Origin of the sequence: Streptomyces sp. NPDC002790, assembly GCF_040295505.1 — a bacterium.
Taxonomy (GTDB): domain Bacteria; phylum Actinomycetota; class Actinomycetes; order Streptomycetales; family Streptomycetaceae; genus Streptomyces.
Genome location: NZ_JBEOVM010000005.1, coordinates 1 through 19644, shown reverse-complemented (window position 1 = coordinate 19644; position 19644 = coordinate 1). Strand labels below are relative to the sequence as shown.

The following is a 19644-nucleotide window of genomic DNA, read 5'->3' as shown; positions in this document are numbered from 1 at the left end:
GCTTACCGAGCCTCCTGGTCGTTGTCCGCGCCCCGTGCGGCCCACGCGGGCTTGCGCTCCGTGCGCCGCGGGCCCGAACCGTTCTGCCGGGCCGACCGCTCGCCGCGGCCGCGCAGCGCGGTGTGCAGGCCGTCCCAGAGCGTGCCGTCGGTGCGGTCGCGCGGGTCGGGGTCGATCAGCACCACACCGATCACCGGGATGCGCTGCTCGGCGAGCTGGCGCGCCACGGTGTGCAGCCATGCGGCGCTGCCGTACCCGGCCCGTACGACGAGCACGGTCTGGGTGCCGAGGTACTGGAGGTCGGTCCACGCCGCGCCGGGCGCGACCGAGCCGACGCCGATCCGGCGGTCCTGGGGCGACAGCGCCGCGGCGTGCTCGGCGCCGACGACCTTGGGGCCGCCCGGCTGTGGGCGGTGGTCGGCGAACTGCGGCCTTGGCAGTCCGTCGATGACGGCCACCGGGCCCTCCGCCGCCAGGGCCCCCGCGAGGTCCAGGGCGATCGCGCTCGTGCTGGGCGCACAGCCCAGTTCGAGCAGCGACAGCGGTTCCGCGGAGCCGTGCACCGCACGGGCCAGGGTCGCGGTGAGGCGTTCGCGGGTGGCCCGCGTGTCCCGGCGCCGCCAGGGTCCGCCGGATCGCCGGGGCAGCTCCGCGATGACGGAGGCGCCCAGGTTCGCCGAGATGTCGCGGCGCAGTACGGGGCGGTCCGCGACCGCCGCGCCGACCGCGGACAGGGCGAGCCCGAGGACGAGACCGAGTGCGAGGCCGATCGCGGCGTTGGTGGCGGCCGCCTTGGGCAGCGAGTGCCGCACCGCGCGCGGGGCGTCGACGATCTGCGTACCGGCGACGACCTTGGGTGTGCCGGTGCGCGCCTCCGCGGCGCGCTGGTCGAAGTCGGCGATCCGCGAGTTGAGTTCGGCCCTTCGGGAGAAGAGCGACTCGGTGGTGGCCGACGACTCCGGGTCACTGTCCGGCGATTGGCCGCCGATCTCCTTGTTGACCCGGGCGAGCTCCTCGCGCATCCGATCGCGCTGGTCGAGCAGGGCCTGGGACTCGGCCTTCGCCGCCGCCTGCATCCGGCGTACGTGGTCGGCGATGAACGAGTCGGCGAGCGCCTTGGCGCGGTCCACCGCCAGCGCGTCGCTGGCGGCCGCCACATCGATCTGGAGCACGTTGTTGGTCAGACCGGTGCCCCGGTAGTCCCGCATGAAGTCCTCGGGGTGCTCCTGTGACCTGAGGGTCCGCAGGGCGTCGTTGGCGATGCGTGTGGTCCCCAGCACCTCGATGTCGGTGCGCATCAGTGTTCCCGTGTCGTTCGGCTGGTCCTCCTCGTGCGCCACCAGCACCTTGGTGACCGCGCTCGGCGGCGGCGGCATCAGAACCGCCACCGCCGCGCCGACGATCAGCCCGAGCAGCGCCAGGGCACCCCACAGGCGGCGGCGCCTGCGCACCGCGGTCACCAGTGCGTGCAGGTCGAGCAGTGGGGTGCCCGCCGCCGACTCCGCATTCCTGTTCGTCGTCACGCCGAGCCTCCCGTCGCGTGGCCGCGCACCGCGAGCGCGGGAGTGGCATGGTCCGGCGGCGGTTCCGCGGAGCCCGCCGGGCGGGCCCTGACCGGTCCCGCCACGACGATGCCGACGATCTCGTGCCTGCCGTCCGCGCACGCCTCGGCGATGCCGGTGAGCTCTTCGGCGGTCCAGCTGCCGGCGCTGAGGACGACCACGGCGCCCGACTCGGCGCCGCGGTCCGGCACGATCGGCCGGTCGACCGGGACCACGACCACGCGCAGCACGGGGTCGCCCTTGGCCTCGGCGACGAGCTGCCCCGCGGCCCGCAGGGCGAGTTCGTCGCCGTCCGGGACGACGGCCAACAGACGCCGGGGCGCCGGTAGTTGGGTACGAATGCGGGCGCACACCCGCCGGTAGCGGGTGCGCCGCGCGGTCTCGTCTCCGGACCGCTGCGGGGCCGGCACGTCCCAGCGGGTGTCGGTGCCGAGCAGCCGGCGCAGTCCGGCCCGGCCGCCGCCCCCCTGGGCCCGCTGCTCGCCGGGCACGTCGACGGCCCCGAGGAGCGTCGAGCCGAGCGCGGCGGCGATCTCCTGCTCGGTGCGCAGCCGGCGGTTGATCCGGGCGGCGGTGAGATGGCCGATGACCGCGAGCAGGAAGAACAACAGCGCCCCGGCGACGATGAGTTGTGTCCTGGTCGGCGGCGACTGGCCGGTGGGCCGGGCGGCCGGTCCCATGACGACCATGCTCGCCTTGTCGGTCGCCGGGTCGGCCTCCTCCAGCTTCTTCATGGCCGCCTCCAGCGAGTTGCGCAGGTTCTCCAGCGCGGTGCGGGCCTGCACGCCCTCGACCGTCCGGCCGCGGTCGGCCCCCTTGGCCAGCTCGGTGATCCGGCGGTTGGTCTCCTGCACCTTCTTGCGCAGCGCCTCGGGTCCCGCCGCCGCGTCGGCGTCGGTCGCGCCGCCCGCGATCCGCGTGGAGAACGCGACGAACTGCTGGGCCACCCGGTCGGTGAGCCGCTGCGCGCGCTCCGGGCTCTCGGCCGTGCCCGAGACCGTGATGATGTTGCCGTCGGCGGCCTTGGCGGCGACCCGGCCGCGCAGGTCGGTGCCGTTGACACCCGCCCAGTCGAGCTTGGCGGCCGCACGGTCGGCCACCGACGAACTCGTGGCGATGTCCACCTGGGTGAGCAGCTCGCGCTCTTCCCACTGGCCCGGCAGCAGCACCGATGCCGACGCCGTGTACTTCGGCGGGAACACCACGGAGATGCCGTAGCCGACGAGCGCTCCCACCACGGTGAGGGCGGCGAGAAGCCGCCACCTTCTACGGAGAATCCGGCCGATCGTGACCAGGCGGATCGTGTCCTCGCTCAACGACGCCGCCTCCTCCTTGCCTGGGCGGGGGCGCGCCTGGCCACCGCGGCGGCATAGGCGGCCAGCAGCGACTCCTGCGAGTTCCGCCAGGACAGTGGGCCGCCGATGCGCTCCTGGCCGAGCTTGCCCATCCGGGCCCGCTGCTCCGGGTCGTCAAGGAGCCGCGCGATGAGTCCGGCGAATTCGGCCTCGTCGTTGGCACGCGCGTAGACAGCCGCTTCACCTGCGGAGACGCGCGCCTCTCTCAGGTCGAACGAGACGATGGGGCGGCCCATCGCCATGTACTCGAGGACCTTGTTCATGGTCGACACGTCGTTGAGCGGGTTGCGCGGGTCGGGCGAGAGGCAGACGTCCGCGGTGGACAGGTAGCGCACCAGGTCGGCGTCCGGGATGCGCCCGGTGAACTCCACCTGGTCGCCGAGGCCGAGCTCCTGGGACAGCTCCACCATCGCGTCGAAGGCGTCGCCGGAGCCGACGAACACGGCGTGCCAGTCGCTCCGCCCGAGTCCGTCGCGCAGCTTGGCGAGGGACCGCAGCGCGTAGTCGACGCCGTCCTGGGGCCCCATCACGCCGAGGTAGCACAGCAGATGGGGCTTGCCGCGCTTCAACTCCGTTTCGGGCGGCACCGGTTGGAAGCGCTCGACCTGGGGTGCGCTGCGCACCACGAAGACGTCCTCCGGCCGCTTTCCGCCGCGGCCGAGCGCGACGTCCCGGTAGCTCTCGTTGGTGGCGAGCACGACGTCCGCGGCCCGGTAGGTGCTGCGTTCGAGCGCGCACACGGCGCGGTGGAGCAGGTCCTCGCCGCGGTCGAACCGCGAGAGGTACAGCTCGGGCACCAGGTCGTGCTGGTCGAAGACGAATTGCGCGCCGCGCCGGCGCAGCCAACGGGCCGCCAGGAACAGCAGATCCGGCGGGTTGCAGGCGTGGACGACGTGGACCGGTCCCACCTTGCGTGCGAGCCGGGCCGTGTGCCACAGCGCCGATCCGTACTCCCGCAGATAGCCGGCCGGTCCCCCGGTGGCGGCGCGCAACGGGTAGCGATGGATCCGCACCCCGTCGATCACCGTCTCCGGCTCCGTGTCCCGCTTCGTGCCCTGCGGGCCGATGACGTGCACCGTCCAGCCCGCGTCGCGCAGCGTCGTGCACTCCTGCCACACCCGCCGGTCGAAGGGGACGGACAGGTTCTCGACCAGAATCAGCGCCCGCCGCTCCGGCCCGCCGCCGTGGGTTGTCTCTTCGTTCATCGCGTCACCAAGCAAGGCCCACGTACCCCGGTTCGGCCCGACGAGCTTCGGCGTCGGGAAGGCGGACGAGATCGACGATCGCCGGGCCACCGCTGAGCGGCAGCGCCGACAGGACGGTCTGATCTCTGGTGCCGACGAGGCAGACCTCGGCGTGGCCGAGCACCTCGTCGACGGAGTCCGCGAGCAGCTGCGCGAGGTGCGGGAGCCGGCCCTCGATGTACTCGCGGTTCGCCCCCATCAGCCGGGAGAGGCTCACGTTGGCGTCGTAGATCTTGAGGTCGTATCCCTTGCCGTACAGCCGCTCGGCCAGTTCGACGAGCGGGCTCTCGCGCAGGTCGTCGGTGCCCGGCTTGAAGGACAGGCCGAACAGGCCGACCTTGCGCTTGCCGGTGCGCTCGACGAGCTCCACGGCGCGCTGGAGGTGGTCGGCGTTGGACGCCAGTACGTGGGAGAGGATCGGTACGGAGACGTCGGCCCGCCGCGCCGCGTGCACGAGGCTGCGCAGGTCCTTGGGCAGGCAGGAGCCGCCGAAGGCGAAGCCGGGCCGCAGGTAGGCGGAGCTGATGTTGAGCTTGCGGTCGGCGAGGAACACGTCCATCACCTGGTGCGAGTCCACGCCCAATGCCTGGCACACGGCGCCCAGTTCGTTCGCGAAGCCGATCTTGAGGCCGTGGAACGAGTTGTCCGCGTATTTGATCGCCTCGGCGACCGGCACCGGTACCCGGAACACCTCGCCGGGCAGCCCGTCGTACAGCTGCGCCACGACGTCGCCGCTGGCCTGGTCGAGCTGGCCGATGACGGTCTTGGGCGGGTCGAAGAAGTCCCGCACGCTGGTGCCCTCGCGCAGGAACTCCGGGTTGACCGCGACGCCGAAGTCGACGCCCGCCGTGCCGCCGAGGCTCTTCTCAAGGATCGGCACCAGCAGGTTCAGGCAGGTGCCCGGGAGCATGGTGCTGCGGAAGACGACCGTGTGCCGGCCGCCCTTCCCCCCGCGTTCGGCCAGCGCGGCGCCGATCTGCTCGGCGACCCGCTCCAAGTATGTCGTGCACAGGCTCCCGTTGGGCTCCGACGGCGTACCGACGCAGATCAGCGACACCTCACTGTCCATGATCGCCGCACGGACATCACGGGTGGCACGCAAGGCCCCGGTCCGCACGACCTCCGCGGTGAGCTCGCCGATCCGCTCCTCGACCACGGGGGCCCTGCCGCTGTTGACCAGGTCGACCTTCGCCTGGTTCACGTCCACGCCGATGACCTCGTGGCCCTGTCCTGCCAGACATGCCGCCGACACACAGCCGACGTAGCCGAGCCCTAGGACGCTGATCCTCACGATTGTTCCTCCCCCCAGAGCAGGCCCTTGTGGCCTGCCGTTCCTACGCCGACGGATCGGCGCCCCCCTGCTTCAGTACGCCCCTTGTCCGTGGAGCACGGCCCGCAATGTCTTCCACAAGATCACCGTGTCCAGGGCGAGCGACCAGTCCTCGACGTAGCGCAGGTCGAGGCGGACCGCCTCCTCCCACGGCAGGTCGCTGCGCCCGCTGATCTGCCACAGGCCGGTCAACCCGGGCTTGACCAGCAGCCGCCGCCGGATGTCCGGGCCGTACGCCGCGGACTCCTCCGGCAGCGGGGGCCGCGGGCCGACGAGCGACATCGATCCGGTCAACACGTTGAACAGCTGCGGGAGTTCGTCGAGCGAGTAGCGGCGCAGCACGTGCCCCACGCGTGTCACTCGCGGATCCCGCCGGAGCTTGAACAGCAGCCCCGCACCCTCGTTCCGGTCGGCGAGACCGGCCCGCTTCCCGTGGGCGCCCGTGACCATCGTGCGGAACTTGACGATGGTGAACTCGCGGCCCTCCTTGCCGACCCTGCGCTGCCGGTAGAACACCCCGCCTCTGGTGTCCGCCAGGACGGACAGGGCGACGAGCACCATCAGCGGCGCGAACAGCAGGATCAGGAGCGTCGCACCCAGCCGGTCGAAGATCGCCTTTATCGCCCGACGCCCCCCGGTGAACGCCGGCATGCTGACCCGCAGCAGCGGTATCCCCAGTACCGCGTCCACGTGCAGCCGCGGTCCCGCCACCTCCATCAGTACGGGGGCCACGACCATTTCGGCCTCGCTGCCCTCGAGATTCCAGGCGAGGCGTTGCAGCCGGTCCGGCGTCCAGTGCGGATCGGGGGTGACCGCGACGACCCGGTAGCCGTCGCGCGTGACATGGCTCGCGACGTCCGTCAGCGGGCCGACGACCGGCACTCCGTCCAGATGGCCCCCTTCGAGGCCGTGTCCGTCCGCCGTGCAGACCGCCTCGACCTGCCAGCCGATGTGCGGGAACTTGCGGGTTCTGCTGATCAGGTCGCGCACGGTGGCCGGGCTCCCCGCGGCCAGTACCGGACGCAGACAGCGTCCTTCCTTGCGCTGTCTGTGCAGCCACAGGCGCAGCAGATAGCGCGCGGTCATGGTGACGAGCGCGATCGCGGGGATCGCGACGAATATCCAGAGCTTGATGTTGCGTGAGGTGAGGGCGATCCCGCCGAGCGCGAGGACGACCGTCGCCGCGAACAGCGAGCGTCCAAGCCGGCGGAATTCCTCGGCGCCCTGACCGAGCACGGCCGGGGCCCACGAACGGCTCAGCGCCAGCGCTCCCAGCACCAGTAACTCGGTGCCGAAGGCGAGGATCTTCCACTTCTCGTGCCAGTTCGCCGCGTCCCGCACCCCGAAGAAGCCGCCGAAAGCGGCCACGACGACGGCCGTGGCCACCGTATCGCTGATGATCACGATGCGCTGGTAGCGCTGCTCCCAGTCGCTCGCGGGCCTACGAAGCGCCCCGTTCGCCGGATGTCCGCCGACCGTCGGGAAGGGGCCGCCCCGTTCACCTTGTTGTACAGCCCCGTCCGAGTCGCCAGCGGGTTCGACGTGCTCACCCAACACGGATAATCCCCCCTAGGGAGGCCGCCGCCCCCCGTGCTGTTTCCCCTCCCCGGGAGGCCCCCCGCCCCCCGTACCGCACTGCTCCTCCCCCTCGGGAGGCCCCCGCCTCCCGTGCATGACGTGCCGGTTGATTCGGCGCCGCGCGAGCAATCCGCTCAGTCGGTTGCGGACTTGACCCGCTGGCCGGGATCCGAAGGTCGATGCGCTTCGGCTTCCCTCGACACCTCGGACGCTCCCCGCGTCCCAGGTCCCCTGTCGGGCATCACGAAACGATCACCCCCCGTTCGATTTCGGTGTGGCCGCGGTCGGTCGCGTGCCACACCGGCCCCCAATAGATCGCCTTTTGTCGCCTAGTGTCCCGGCATGTGAAGCACGGTCAATCTAGACCATTGAGCCCGCTCATAGAGAGTGATGTGTGGAATTTGTGGTCAAGGTTTGAAGTTGCCTACACGATCAGCCAATTACGGCGCGACGCCGCCCCCGCACACCGGAACGGCGCCCGGACATGCCGACGCCCGCCCCAATTCACGTACTGGGGCGGGCGTCAGAGGGGTCGTCACATCTGGGGCGCCTTCTCGATGAAGGTGTCCAGCACTCCGTCGGCCACCTTGATCGGGCCCTGCGGACGGGTGGTGCCGGGGATGGTGGTGAGGGCGGAGGCCTGCTTGGCCAGGTCCGCCGCCTTCGCGAAGTCCGCTTCCCCGCTACCGGAGTTGAGCTGGGCACTCAGTCCGTCCAGGGTGGCGTTCAGGGCGCCGCCCCACAGGTCGAGGGCGTCGAGCCACGGCTTCGTCTGCGCCAGGAAGGCCTGGTCCCGCATTCCGGCGCGAATCCGCTCCGGCGCCCCGGCGAGCACGTCCGCGTAGCCCGAAAGCTTGCGCAGCGCGGCCCGCCGCTCGGCGCTCGATCCGCCGTCCCACGCCGTGCGGAACTCCGCGATCCGCGAGGCGAGTTCGGGTGCCTGCGGCTGCCAGTTCGTGTCGCCGAAGGTCGGTGCGAGGTGCTGGGTGTCGAAGAAGGCGAGCAGGGCCCGCGCCGTCTCCCGGTCGCCGCCCGCCAGGTAGTCGGCGGAGGCGCGCCAGGTGCGGTCGGCGTCGTAGTCCTCGTCGTTCCAGGCGAACGACGCGCCGCCGAAGAGCGCGACCTTGCTCGGCGCCGCCTGGTTCATCGGGTTGAGCACGATGCCGCTCAACTCCTTGTGCAGACCGGCCTCCCGCTTGTCGTACGGGGCCATCAGGAGACGTCCCGTGGTCTGCCCGTAGTCGTTGACCGGATAGTTGTCCCAGAGGAACACCTTGCGTCCCCACACCGTGGACGCGGCCTTGGCGTCCGCGAGACTGATCGCGGGCGGCACGACATCGGTGCCGGTCCACTGGACGACGACCTTCGGGTCCAACTGCTCGCGCAGCACCGACTTGTACGCCGAGTCCGCCGTGTCGGAGTACTCGGTGGGCACGAACTGGAGCGGCTTGGCGCCCTCGTGGGTGTCGATGAACTCCTGCTGCACCGCGTTGAGCAGATCGGCCTGCGCCTGCCCCGCGGCGGCCCGGCCCGGCGCCCCGTACTTCGCCTGGTCGGCGTCGCAGTTCCACTTGGTGTAGCTGATGTCGTCGAGCGCCACGTAGAAGCTGCGCGCGCCCTGGTCGTACAGCGAACCCAGCTTGTCCTTCAGAGCCTTCACGTCGTCGGGGTCGCTGTAACAGACGGACAGGCCCGGGGAGAGCGCGTACGTGAAGTCCACATGGTGGCTGGCGGCCTGCTCGATCAACTCGCGCAGATCGGCGAGCTTGTCCGCGGGATACGGGGTCCGCCACTTCTCCCGCAGGTACGTGTCGTCCTTCGGCGTGTAGATGTACGTGTTCGCCTTGACGTCGCCGTAGAACGCGAGTTGGTCGACGCGGTCGCTGTGCGACCAGGGCGCACCGTAGAAGCCCTCGATGCTGCCGCGCAGCGGCATGCTCGGGTAGTCGTTGATCGAGACGGCCGCGATGCTGTGTGCTCCGGTCACCAGCTGGCGCAGCGTCTGGGCGGCGTAGTAGACACCGTCGCCGTCGTTGCCCGCGAGGACAACGATGTCAGAACCGGCGTCGCCGCGGGACGCGAGGGAGTAGCCCTCCGGTTTCAGGGTGTCGGGCACGGAGCCGCCCGCCGCCTTGAGTGCGGCGGCCACCCCGGCGCCCTTGATGGAACCGGCCACAACGGTCAACACACCGCGCGGCGCCGCCTTCTTGGCCGCGTCAGCTGCCTTGACGGTGTCGACGGAACGGGCGCCGGCCGCGGCCAGGGCTCGCTTGATGACCTTGATGCTCGACGCGTCGACGCCGTCACCGAGGACGAGCCGCACCCGGCTGGGCACCCGCAGATCGGCGCCCGCCGATCTCATGTCCTGCGGGGTGGGCGTGACGACGGGCAACTTCGCCGCCGGGCCGGCGCCGACCGCCCCCGGCGCACCGTCGAACGCCTGGGCGGGCGCGGCGACCGCACCCAGGGTCAGCAGGAGCGCGGCACCGGCGAGCACGGGGCGGGAAACACGGGGACGACGGGGCGAATGATGCTCAGACATGCGGGACACAGCACCTCCACGGAAGCGGACCCTCACCTTCGGACGAGGGAGCGTGGTCTAAACCACCACCCATCCAGGGCGGTGTCAAGATCCCGCGTCCGAGAAGGAGTTGGCCGTCAGGGTTCCTCGGGCCCGTCCTCGTCCACCTCGAACCACACCGTTTTCCCCTCCGGCTCCGGGCGGAGGTTCCAGCGGTGGGCCAGGAGATCGAGGAGGACGAGGCCGCGGCCCGAGGAGGAGAGCTCGCCGGGGGCGCGACGGGCGGGCACCTCGTCGCTGCGGTCGGAGACCTCCACGCGCAGCCGGCGGTGGCCCTCGGCGCCGCTGATGTCGGCGCGCAGGACGGCGGCGTGCTCGGTGTGGATCAGTACGTTGCCGAGGAGTTCGGAGACGAGCAGGAGAACGGTGTCGACCTGTTCGGGGCGGGCCCAGTCGTGGAGCAGGCCCTGGAATTCGATACGCGCGTCGGCGAGGCCCTGGGCCTGGTCCTGTTCGAGGGTGAACCGCAGGGTGCGTCCGGGCCGGTCCGCGTGGTTGCCGAGGGGATCGCGACGCAGGAGCAGCAGGGCGATGTCGTCCTCGGTGAAGGAGGTGACGGGACGGTCGCCGGGCTGCGTGGTCTGCGGGGCCACGACCGCGTTCAGGAGCCGGTCGGCCATGCCGTCGATGTCGTCGGGGCCGCCGGGCGTCAGGGCGCCGCGCACCCGGAGCCAGCCGGAGTACATGTCGTGGCCGCCGGACTCGATCAGGCCGTCCGTGCAGAGCATGAGGATCTCGTTCTCACGCAGTGTGACGACGCTGACCGGGTAGTCGTCCTCGCCGAGGTCGAGCCCCAGGGGCAGACCGCCGCGCACGTGCTTGAGCAGGCAGGTGCCGTCCGGCAGCCGCAGGACCGGATGCGGGTGCCCGGCGCGGGCGATGCGCAGCGTGCCGCTCCCGGGGTCGGCCTCCAGGTAGACGCAGGTGGCGAAGCGGTCCTCCTTGAGCGACGCCAGGAAGCGGGAGGCGCGTACGAGGACGGCGTCGGGGCCGTGGCCCTCGGCCGCGTAGGCGTGGATGGCGGTGCGCAGTTGCGACATCAGCCCGGCGGCGTGCACATCGTGGCCCTGGACGTCGCCGATCACCAACCCGAGGCGCCCGTTCGGCAGGGTGATGCTGTCGAACCAGTCACCGCCGACCATCAGCCCGCCGCCGGTGGGTACGTAACGGGCGGTGACGGTGAGCCCCTCGGGGCCGGGGCCGATGCGGCCCATGCTGCTGCGCAGGCCCTCGGAGAGGGTGCGGTCCGCCTGGCCGTCGTAGGTCTGCTCGATGCACTGGCCGAGGAGGCGGGCGAGGGTGACCAGGAAGGCGCCGATGCCCTCCGCCATGTCCACCGGGGCGTCGAAGGCGGCCATCCACACGCCGGTGAGCTGTCCGTACGTGGTGAGCGGCAGGAACGCCCACGTCTGGTACCGGGCCGGCTCCGCGTACCCACTGGCGGAGGGGAACCGCTCCCGGTAGTCCTGCGGCGAGGTCAACACCACGGGCCGCCCGGTTCTCGCCACCTGCGCGGCGGGGTGGGCGGTGCGCAGCGGCAACCGAAACGCTTCGGCCTCGCCGTCGCTCAAGCCCAACTGGCCTACGCAGTGCAGTACTTCGCGGTCCGCCCGGAAGACCGCCTGGCCGCGGAGCGGGAGGTCGGCGTCGGCCAGCCGGGAGATCAGGGTGAGGGCCTCCCCCAGCGATGTGACGCGGGCCAGCGCGTGTCCGCCGAGGAGCAGGGCGGCGTCTCGGCGGCTCGCGCCCGTACGCCGCGCGGGCCGGTCCGAGCCCGCGCCCGGCCCTCCGGAGGCCGGGCCCGCCAGCCGGTTGAGCACGTCGACCTGGCGAACCTCGGCGTCGTACGCCTCGGGGCTCTCGTGGTCCTCGTGCCCCTCGGGCTCCTCTTCGGGGAATCCGTGCTCGCGCCCGCCACCCACCTGCGGCACTCCCCTCGGCTCGACGCACTCCGGTTTCCCTCCATCGTCCGACGATCGGCCGTGCCGCGCCCGCTCTCGCACGCCATGCGGGCGACCACGCCGGGCGTCCGACCGGGGCGGAGCCCGGCCGGACGCCCGGACGCCGCGTTGTCACCAGGAGGACTTGGTGACCCCCGGCAGGTGCCCCGCGTGCGCTTCTTCCCGCAGTCGCACGCGGGAGAGGCCGAACTTGCGCAGGTGCCCGCGCGGCCTGCCGTCCACGCTGTCGCGGTTGCGGACCCGCGTCGCACTGGCGTCGCGCGGCTGGCGGCGCAGCTCCGCCAGGGCCGCGGAGCGTTCCGCCTCCGGAGTGTCGGGGCGGCGGACGATCTCCTTCAGCGCCGCGCGCCGGGCGGCGTACCGCTCGACGACCGTCTTGCGCTTCTCGTTCTTCACGATCTTGCTCTTCTTCGCCATCAGACCTTCTCCCCTCGCGCGCGGATCCGCGCGACCGCGGCCTCGACGCCGATGACGTCGACCGTCTTGATCCCCCTGGCACTCAGGGTCAGGCGCACGTTGCGGCCCTCGCTGGGCAGCCAGTAGCGCTTGCTCTGGATGTTCGGGTCGAAGCGACGCGAGGTGCGTCGGTGCGAGTGGGAGATGCGGTTGCCGAAGCGCGGTGCGGCGCCTGTCAGTTGGCAGTGGGCGGACATGCGGTCCCTATCTGTCGTCCTGTGTCGTACGTGACCATGGCCCCGTTATTGAACATGGAAACCATTGCCATATACTAGCGGCATGGCACGCAACGAACTGCGCCCGATCGTCAGACTCCGCTCCACGGCAGGCACGGGCCACACCTACGTCACCCGCAAGAACCGCAGGAACAACCCGGACCGCCTGGTCCTGCGCAAGTACGACCCCGTGGCCCGCCGCCACGTCGACTTCCGCGAAGAACGCTGAGCCGCGCGCGAATCACCCGACCCACCCGAACCATCTGGAGTCCGCCATGAAGTCCGGCATCCACCCGGCGTACCGGCCCGTCGTCTTCCGCGACAAGGCCGCCGGATTCGCCTTCCTGACCCGTTCCACGCTCTCCACCGACCGCACCGTCGAGTGGGAGGACGGCCGCACCTATCCCGTGTACGACGTCGAGGTCTCCTCGGCGAGCCACCCCTTCTACACCGGCACCGCCCGCGTCATGGACACCGCGGGACGGGTCGAGCGCTTCGAACGTCGCTTCGGCCGCCAAGGGGCCCGGTGATGGGCGGCCGCGACCGGCTGCCCGTCGTGATCGTCGGCGGCCTGCACAGCGAGGCGCGCCGGGAGGTGGTGCGGGGCCTACTCGACGCGGTGCCGGCCGGCGTGGCCCTGCACCACGATCTCGGCACCGCCCCGTCGGGCACCGTGACCCGCACGATCCGGGACGCGACAGGTGAACTCGCCTGTGGTGAGGCCCCGTTGGTCAACGACTGCGCCTGCTGCGCCCTGCGCGAGGACCTCGTGCCGGAGCTCGAACGCCTCGCGGACGACGGGCTGACCCGCCTCGCCGTCGTGGAGCTGTGGGACTCCGTCGAACCGCAGGCCATGGCGGACGTCATCGCCGCGCACGGTGCGCCCGCGCTGCAACTGACCGGTGTCGTCACGGCCGTCGACCCCGCGCTCGTCCTCCCCTACCTCGGCAACGGGGACGACCTCGCCGAGGCCGGACTCGCGGCGGCCGCCAGTGATCAGCGTACGGTCGCGGACACCTGGGCACGGCAGCTGGAGTACGCCTCCGTGGTCGCCGTCACCGAGAGCCCGGAGGCCGACGAGGAGGACCGGGCCCTGCTCGCACAGCTGCACCCGACGGGGCGGCAGGTGCCGGCCCGGTCGACCGAACTGGCCCGGCTCGCCCTGGCCGGGTTCGACGTCGAGGCGGCGCGCAGCGCCCAGCACCCGGCCAGCGCCCGGCTGCCGCAGGAGGCGGAGGAGGCCGGGGTCGGCACCCTCGTGTGGCACCGGCACCGGCCGTTCCATCCGCAGCGGCTGTTCGACGCCCTGGAGGACCTGTGCTGCGCGGCGGCGCGCAGCCGGGGGCGCTTCTGGCTCGCCGACCGGCCCGACACCCTGCTGTCCTGGGACGCGGCGGGCGGCGCGCTGGGCGTCGACGACTGCGGGCCCTGGCTGCACTCACTGCCCGACGCCGCCTGGGAGTTGATGCCGCCCGAGCGGCGCGCCGCGGCGGCCATGGACTGGCACCCGGAGCACGGCGACCGCTGCCAGCACCTCGTGTTCACCTCCCCCGCCCTCGACCGCGACGGCCTGACCGCGCTCCTCGACTCCTGCCTGCTCACCGACGCCGAGTACGGCGCGGGCCCGGCCGGCTGGAGCCGGCTCCCCGCCGCCTTCGACCCGCTCCTCGACCCCGCACGCTGACCCACCGAAAGGAACCGGCACCGACATGCCCCGTCCCCGCATCCCACGCAAGCCCGCCAAGCCGCGCCCGAACCCGCTCGACGCGGCCGGCATCACCTACGTCGACTACAAGGACACCGATCTGCTGCGCCAGTTCATCTCCGACCGCGGCAAGATCCGCAGCCGCCGCGTCACCCGCCTCACGGTCCGCCAGCACCGCCAGGTGACGTCCGCCGTCAAGAACGCCCGGGAGATGGCGCTGCTGCCGTACGGGAACAGGTGATCGGGGCGGCCGCGGCGCCGCTCAGCCCTCGGGCGCGGCCAGCCACGCCAGCGCCGCCGCGGTGAGCGCGCGGACCCCCGTGTCGAGAGTGGGCTGCAGGACCGGCGCGAAGTACGGGCTGTGGTTCACCGGGATGTCCGAGGTGAGGCTGCCCGCCGCGACCGCCTTCTCGTACGCCGCCGGGTCCGTGCCCCCGATCCCCCAGTACGTGAACGGCACACCGAAGGCCTCGGGGATGCGGCTCATGTCCTCGCTCGCCGACTGGCGGTCGATGGTGTGGGCCCGCGCGCCGAAGTGCTCGGTGAAGGCGTCGGCGACGGTACGGGTCGGGGCCTCGTCGTTGACGGTGGCCGGAAAGGCGGCGAGCGTCTCGAACTCCGGGTCGCGCGTCGCACCGGAAGCGGTGGCCTCGGCCCGCACGATGCGCTCGACGGCGGCGCGGACCTCGGCCCGGGTGTCCTCGTCGTAGGTACGGACGTTGAGCTGAAGCTCGGCACGGTCGGGGATGACGTTCGGTCCCGTACCGGCCGTGATGCTGCCGACGGTGAGCACGGCGGGGGTCGCAGCGGCGAGCTCGCGGGAGACCACGGTCTGCAGCCTGACAACCACCATGGCGGCCATCACCACGGGATCGATGGCGTGCTGCGGCATGGAGCCGTGGGCCCCGCGCCCGTACAGCGTGACCTTCGTGCTGTCGGCCGCGGAGAGGAAGGAGCCGGATCTGGTGCCGACGCCGCCTGCCGGGTACGGCAGGACGTGCTGGGCGAGGACGACGTCGGGGCGGGGCGAGCGCTCGACCAGGCCGTCGGCGACCATCGCGTCGGCGCCAGAACCGTTCTCCTCGTCGGGCTGGAAGAGCACGACCAGGGTGCCACGCCAGGCCTCGGGCGCCCAGGCCATCAGCCGGGCGAAGCCGAGCATCGAGGCGACGTGCACGTCGTGGCCGCAGGCGTGCATGACGGGGACCGCGGTGCCGTCGGCGGTCTGCCCGGTGGCGGTCGAGGCGTAGGGCAGGCCCGTCGCCTCGGCCACCGGCAGGGCGTCCAGGTCGGCGCGGAGCATCACGGTGGGGCCGTCGCCGCCGCGCCGCACGCCGATCAGGCCGGTGCCGCCGATGCCCTCGGTCACCTCGTAACCGTCGGCGCGCAGGGCCTCGGCGACCTTGGCTGCCGTGCGGTGCTCCTGGAAACCCAGTTCGGGGTGGGCGTGGAGGTCCTTGTAGGCACCCTCCACCCAGGGGCGGATCTCGTCAAGTCCCTTGAGGACGGTGTCTGTTGCGCGGGTCACGAAGAGGTCCCTTCGACGGCGGCGTCCTCCCCAGTAGAACCCGCGCGGGGCGCCGCCGCTCCTGGACTACTCCTTGTAGTCGGGCGCGACCCTCTCCACGAGCCGCAGCAGGGCGCCCCAGGCCAGGTCGTACGCGATGTCGTCCTCGACGTCCGACGACGCCTCGCCCTCGCCGGTGAGCTGTTGCGCGGTGTACTCGCAGACCTGCTCGGAGGGGATGATCAGCTGCCCGCCCGCCTGCGCGGTGACCTGGATCTCGCAGGCCTTCTCCAGGTAGTACATGCGCAGGAACGCCTGCTTGGCGCTCTCGCCGACGGTCAGCAGCCCGTGGTTGCGCAGGATCAGCGCCGGGTGGGTGCCGAGGTCCTCGACGAGGCGCTTCTGCTCGTCGAAGTTGAGGGCGACGCCTTCGTAGTCGTGGTAGCCGACGCGGTGGTGGAACTCCATCGACATCTGGTTGACGGGGAGCAGCCCGCCCTGCTGCGCGGCGACGGCGCAGCCGGCCTTGGTGTGCGTGTGCAGCACGCAGTGGGCGTCGGTGCGGGCCTTGTGGATCGCGCTGTGGATCATGAAGCCGGCCGGGTTGACGGGGTGCGGGCTCGGCTCGACCGCGTTGCCGTCGAGGTCGATCTTGACCAGGTTCGAGGCGGTTATCTCCTCGAAGAGCAGGCCGTAGGGGTTGATCAGGAAGTGGTTGTCCGGACCCGGGAGGCGCTGCGAGATGTGCGTGAAGATCAGGTCGGTCATGCGGAAGTGCGCGACCAGCCGGTAGACGGCGGCCAGTTCGCGGCGCAGGCGCAGCTCCTCCTGGGCGGCGTCGTCGGCCGTGACAGGGGCGGTGAGGGTGTCGGTCACGCGAGTGCTCCTTGTGTACGAGTGGTGTCGGGCGACGCGGTGGGGTCGACGACGGGGGTGTGCGGGCGCCCGGTCGTCCACCAGGCGATGACGTTGCGCGCGGGTTCGGTGGCATAGGCGCGCAGCGAGGCGTCGGAGAGGAAGGCGCTGTGCGGAGACAGCAGCAGGCGTGGGTGGCTGCGCAGCCGGTCGTCCGCCGCGGGCGGTTCGACGGGGAAGACGTCGAGGGCGGCGCCCGCGAGGTGACCGCTGTCGAGGGCGGCGAGCAGCGCGCCCCGCTCGACGAGGTCACCTCGGGAGACGTTGACGAGGACGCTGCCGGGGCGCATGCGGGCCAGGAGGCCGGCGTCGACCATGCCCCTGGTCTGCGGGTTGGAGGGGATGTGCAGCGACAGGACGTCGGCGCGCTCCACGAGCGTGTCCAGGTCGAGGCGCTCGACGCCCGCGGGCCAGTTGGTGGCGCGCGGGTCGTGCGCGGCGACCTGGCCGAAGAGGGGTGCGGCGAGGCGGGCGAGGGTGCGGGCGATACGGCCCATGCCGACCAGGCCGAGCGTCAACTCGCTTGCGCGGCGCGGTACTTCGCGCAGCTCGCCGCTCCAGCCGCCGGAGCGGACGACGGCGTCGGCCTGCGGCAGTCGGCGGGTGAGCGCGAGCGTCTGGGCGAGGGCGTGCACGGCGACGTCCTCGGTGGCGCCACCCGGCAGGTTCGCCACCCACAGGCCGCGTCGCCGCGCCTCCGGGATGTCGACCATGTCGTAGCCCGCGGACATCGTGGCGAGCATCCGCACCGCGGGCAGGCGGTCGAGCAGGTCCGCGTCCACGCGCGCGTACCCGACGATCAGCGCGTCGGCGTCGTGCGCGACGGCGGCGATCGCCTCCGGGTCCCGGCTGCCGGCGATCCGCACCTCCCAGCCGGCGTCGACGAGGAGACGGACGCCCGGTGCGGGGTCCAGTTCCTCGGTGTCGGTGATCACGACGACGGGTCGCGGCACACCATCCTCCAGGGCCATCAGAATTGATTCGATCGACTTACGGGAACGAAACCTACGTTTCGACTGCCATAATTGTCCAGACCGAACGAGACGGTCGCCCACCCGGTGACCGACAATGAGCGGGCGCGGTCGGTCCACGGCCGGGCCGAAGCCGAACCGCCGAGGGGAACAGCACGTGGATCTCGACGAGACCGACCTGGGCATCGTGCGCGAGCTGCAGAGCGACGGTCGCCTCACGTACGAGACCCTCGCCCAACGCGTGGGCCTGTCCCGGCCCGCGGCGCGGATGCGCGTGCAGCGGCTCCAGGAGTCGGGCGCCGCACGGGTCGTGGCGATCGTGCATCCGGCGGTGCGCGAGCTGACGGCCTTCGCGCATCTGGCGATCGACACCGAAGGGCCGGCCGGCCCGGCGGCCCGCGCGATCGCCGCGCTGCCCGAGGCGCCGTTCGTGACGCTGACCAGCGGGCGGCGCGCCATCATGACGGAGGTGCGCACCGCGGGCTTTGGCGCGCTCGACCGGACCGTCGAGCGGATCCGGGCGCTGCCGGGCGTACGCGCGGTGGACGCGCTCGTCGCGACCCGGCACGTGAAGGACCCCTACCTCCTCACGCGGGAGCCGACCGTGAGTGCGCTCGACGCGGTGGACGAGCGGATCCTCGCCGAGCTGGAGGACGACGGCCGCCTGGCCTTCGCGGAACTCGCCGCGCGCGTCGGCCTGTCGGCGGGTGCGACCCGCGCGCGCACCCTGCGCCTGCTGGAGGGCGGCGTCGCCAAGGTGGTGGCCCTGGTCCGCCCCGACGTGCTCGGGATGGGCTACCTGTGCGGATTCAGCCTGCGGGTCGACGGGGCGGCCGGGGACGTCGCCGAACAGCTCGCCGCGTTCGACCGCGTGACGTTCCTGTCGACGTGCCTGGGCGGCGCCGAACTGGTCGGCACGATCACCGCCGAGTCGTTCGTGGCGGTGCGCACCACACTCGAGGAGATGCGCGCGCTGCCCGCCGTACGGGAGGTGGAGAGCTGGCTCCACCTCGAACTGATCAAGGAGCGCTACGACCTGGGCCCGCGCACGGACTGACCCGAACGACAGGCCCTAGGTGTTCTGCCTTGGGAGGTTGTGGACGGTGATGTAGGTCTCGGCTGGGGATCTTGAACGAGTGAGGGCCTTCCGGGTTCGGTGTGGATTGCGACGTCTACACCGACCGAAAGGCCCTCGTGTCCCACCGTAATGCACCCCTGACCGAGACCGGACGACTGCGTCTGGCCCGCTGCGTCGTCGAGGACGGGTGGCCCCTGCGCCGGGCCGCCGAGCGCTTCCAGGTCTCGCCGACCACGGCCCAGCAGTGGGCCACCCGCTACCGCGCACTCGGCGAGGCGGGCATGTCGGACCGCTCCTCACGCCCGCACCACAGCCCGCGCCGCACGGCGACCCGCACCGAGCGCCGGATCGTCAAGGTCCGCGTCCTGCGCCGCTGGGGACCGGCCCGCATCGCCTACCTCCTCGGACTGAACCCGGCCACCGTCCACCGCGTCCTTACCCGCTACCAGCTGGCCCGGCTCACCCATCTGGACCGGGCCACCGGGCGCGTCATCCGCCGCTACGAACGCGAGAAGCCCGGCGAGCCGGTGCACGTGGACATCAAGAAACTCGGCAACATTCCCGACGGCGGCGGTCACCAGAGCCTCGGACGCCAGGCCGGCCGCAAGACCCGCTCCGGTGCCCGGTTACAGCTACCTCCACAACGCCGTCGACGACCACTCCCGGCTCGCCTACAGCGAGATCCTCGCCGACGAGAAGAAGGAGACCGCCGTCGGATTCTGGCGCCGGGCCCACGCCTACTTCACCACCGCCGGGATCACCGTCGAACGCGTTCTGACCGACAACGGCGCCTGCTACAAGTCACACCTGTGGCGCAACTCCCTTGCCGGGCAAGGGGTGTCACACAAGCGCACCCGCCCCTACCGGCCCCAGACCAACGGGAAGGCCGAGCGGTTCAACCGCACCCTGCTGGACGAATGGGCCTACGCGAAGGCGTACCGGACCGAGACCGAGCGACGCGACGCCTACCCACGATGGCTGCACACCTACAATCACCACCGCGGACACACCGCGCTCAAGGGCCAACCACCCGCCAGCCGCGTCCCCAACCTCACGGGTCAGTACACCTAGGGCGTGTATCGGAAGTCCCGCCTGCCACGCGGCGTCTGGCACGCACGCTCGCGGCGTTGCCGAAACGCCCGAATAGCTCCGCTATTAGGGCGCTCCGGCGCCATGCGATCGCACG

The 19644-nt window shown here is 71.9% G+C and carries 17 protein-coding genes and 1 pseudogene; 6 read left to right on the top strand and 12 right to left on the bottom strand.

Features of this window, described 5'->3' with window-relative positions; genetic code table 11:
• Positions 1-2: 2 nt before the first annotated feature.
• From ABT004_RS04635 to rpmB, 9 genes are all read right to left on the bottom strand, one after another.
• Positions 3-1523, bottom strand: coding sequence for a Wzz/FepE/Etk N-terminal domain-containing protein (locus ABT004_RS04635; protein WP_351331377.1), 1521 nt, complete (start codon positions 1521-1523; stop codon positions 3-5).
• Complete coding sequence (locus tag ABT004_RS04630) at positions 1520-2878, bottom strand: Wzz/FepE/Etk N-terminal domain-containing protein (protein ID WP_351331376.1); 1359 nt, start codon at positions 2876-2878, stop codon at positions 1520-1522. Before ABT004_RS04630 ends, ABT004_RS04635 begins: the two co-directional genes overlap by 4 nt.
• Positions 2875-4122 (bottom strand): glycosyltransferase family 4 protein, encoded by a 1248-nt coding sequence (locus ABT004_RS04625; protein WP_351331375.1) that lies wholly within the window; start codon positions 4120-4122, stop codon positions 2875-2877. The genes ABT004_RS04630 and ABT004_RS04625 overlap by 4 nt, the downstream gene beginning before the upstream one ends.
• Positions 4123-4126: 4 nt before the next feature.
• Positions 4127-5452, bottom strand: coding sequence for a nucleotide sugar dehydrogenase (locus ABT004_RS04620; RefSeq protein ID WP_351331374.1), 1326 nt, complete (start codon positions 5450-5452; stop codon positions 4127-4129).
• Between the two features lie 72 nt (positions 5453-5524).
• Entirely contained in the window at positions 5525-7048 is a 1524-nt protein-coding gene (locus ABT004_RS04615; RefSeq protein WP_351331373.1) for a sugar transferase, read from the bottom strand.
• Positions 7049-7604: 556 nt separating this feature from the next.
• Positions 7605-9611 (bottom strand): glycoside hydrolase family 84 protein, encoded by a 2007-nt coding sequence (locus ABT004_RS04610; protein ID WP_351331372.1) that lies wholly within the window; start codon positions 9609-9611, stop codon positions 7605-7607.
• A 116-nt stretch (positions 9612-9727) separates the two neighbouring features.
• Positions 9728-11572 carry a SpoIIE family protein phosphatase gene (locus tag ABT004_RS04605; RefSeq protein ID WP_351331371.1) on the bottom strand — a complete coding sequence of 615 codons (1845 nt, stop codon included), beginning with the start codon at positions 11570-11572 and terminating at the stop codon, positions 9728-9730.
• Between the two features lie 150 nt (positions 11573-11722).
• Complete coding sequence (gene rpsN, locus ABT004_RS04600; protein ID WP_351331370.1) at positions 11723-12028, bottom strand: 30S ribosomal protein S14; 306 nt, start codon at positions 12026-12028, stop codon at positions 11723-11725.
• Positions 12028-12264 (bottom strand): 50S ribosomal protein L28, encoded by a 237-nt coding sequence (gene rpmB, locus ABT004_RS04595; protein WP_351331369.1) that lies wholly within the window; start codon positions 12262-12264, stop codon positions 12028-12030. The genes rpsN and rpmB overlap by 1 nt, the downstream gene beginning before the upstream one ends.
• A gap of 82 nt (positions 12265-12346) precedes the next feature.
• Here rpmB and rpmG point away from each other — a divergent pair, with 82 nt between their 5' ends.
• From rpmG to rpsR, 4 genes are read left to right on the top strand one after another with little or no spacing between them, the layout of a single operon-like run.
• A complete protein-coding gene (rpmG, locus tag ABT004_RS04590; RefSeq protein ID WP_351331368.1) occupies positions 12347-12511 on the top strand; it encodes a 50S ribosomal protein L33 in 165 nt (54 codons plus the stop codon).
• Between the two features lie 46 nt (positions 12512-12557).
• Entirely contained in the window at positions 12558-12812 is a 255-nt protein-coding gene (locus ABT004_RS04585; RefSeq protein WP_351331367.1) for a type B 50S ribosomal protein L31, read from the top strand.
• A complete protein-coding gene (locus tag ABT004_RS04580) occupies positions 12812-13966 on the top strand; it encodes a CobW family GTP-binding protein (RefSeq protein ID WP_351331366.1) in 1155 nt (384 codons plus the stop codon). Before ABT004_RS04585 ends, ABT004_RS04580 begins: the two co-directional genes overlap by 1 nt.
• A gap of 25 nt (positions 13967-13991) precedes the next feature.
• Positions 13992-14228, top strand: a complete 237-nt coding sequence (gene rpsR, locus ABT004_RS04575) for a 30S ribosomal protein S18 (protein WP_351331365.1) — start codon at positions 13992-13994, stop codon at positions 14226-14228.
• A gap of 21 nt (positions 14229-14249) precedes the next feature.
• Here rpsR and ABT004_RS04570 read toward each other — a convergent pair whose 3' ends face one another.
• From ABT004_RS04570 to ABT004_RS04560, 3 genes are all read right to left on the bottom strand, one after another.
• Positions 14250-15515: an amidohydrolase gene (locus tag ABT004_RS04570; RefSeq protein ID WP_351331364.1), complete on the bottom strand. Its 1266-nt coding sequence runs from the start codon at positions 15513-15515 to the stop codon at positions 14250-14252.
• Positions 15516-15581: 66 nt separating this feature from the next.
• Entirely contained in the window at positions 15582-16370 is a 789-nt protein-coding gene (locus ABT004_RS04565; protein WP_351331363.1) for a class II aldolase/adducin family protein, read from the bottom strand.
• Positions 16367-17380 carry a C-terminal binding protein gene (locus ABT004_RS04560; protein WP_351331362.1) on the bottom strand — a complete coding sequence of 338 codons (1014 nt, stop codon included), beginning with the start codon at positions 17378-17380 and terminating at the stop codon, positions 16367-16369. The genes ABT004_RS04565 and ABT004_RS04560 overlap by 4 nt, the downstream gene beginning before the upstream one ends.
• Before the next feature lie 157 nt (positions 17381-17537).
• Here ABT004_RS04560 and ABT004_RS04555 point away from each other — a divergent pair, with 157 nt between their 5' ends.
• Together ABT004_RS04555 and ABT004_RS04550 are read left to right on the top strand one after the other, a co-directional pair.
• The gene (locus ABT004_RS04555; protein ID WP_351331361.1) at positions 17538-18437 is read left to right on the top strand and encodes an Lrp/AsnC family transcriptional regulator; all 900 of its coding nucleotides are present in this window, start codon (positions 17538-17540) and stop codon (positions 18435-18437) included.
• Positions 18438-18574: 137 nt separating this feature from the next.
• Positions 18575-19529 (top strand): annotated as a pseudogene (locus ABT004_RS04550) (IS481 family transposase).
• The last annotated feature ends 115 nt before the right edge of the window (positions 19530-19644 follow it).

Coding starts and splice junctions, on each gene's coding strand:
- ABT004_RS04625 (WP_351331375.1), bottom strand. CDS start 4,122: ATGAACGAAGAGACAACCCACGGCGGCGGGCCGGAGCGGCGGGCGCTG.
- ABT004_RS04610 (WP_351331372.1), bottom strand. CDS start 9,611: ATGTCTGAGCATCATTCGCCCCGTCGTCCCCGTGTTTCCCGCCCCGTG.
- rpsN (WP_351331370.1), bottom strand. CDS start 12,028: ATGGCGAAGAAGAGCAAGATCGTGAAGAACGAGAAGCGCAAGACGGTC.
- rpmB (WP_351331369.1), bottom strand. CDS start 12,264: ATGTCCGCCCACTGCCAACTGACAGGCGCCGCACCGCGCTTCGGCAAC.
- rpmG (WP_351331368.1), top strand. CDS start 12,347: ATGGCACGCAACGAACTGCGCCCGATCGTCAGACTCCGCTCCACGGCA.
- ABT004_RS04585 (WP_351331367.1), top strand. CDS start 12,558: ATGAAGTCCGGCATCCACCCGGCGTACCGGCCCGTCGTCTTCCGCGAC.
- ABT004_RS04580 (WP_351331366.1), top strand. CDS start 12,812: ATGGGCGGCCGCGACCGGCTGCCCGTCGTGATCGTCGGCGGCCTGCAC.
- rpsR (WP_351331365.1), top strand. CDS start 13,992: ATGCCCCGTCCCCGCATCCCACGCAAGCCCGCCAAGCCGCGCCCGAAC.
- ABT004_RS04560 (WP_351331362.1), bottom strand. CDS start 17,380: ATGGCCCTGGAGGATGGTGTGCCGCGACCCGTCGTCGTGATCACCGAC.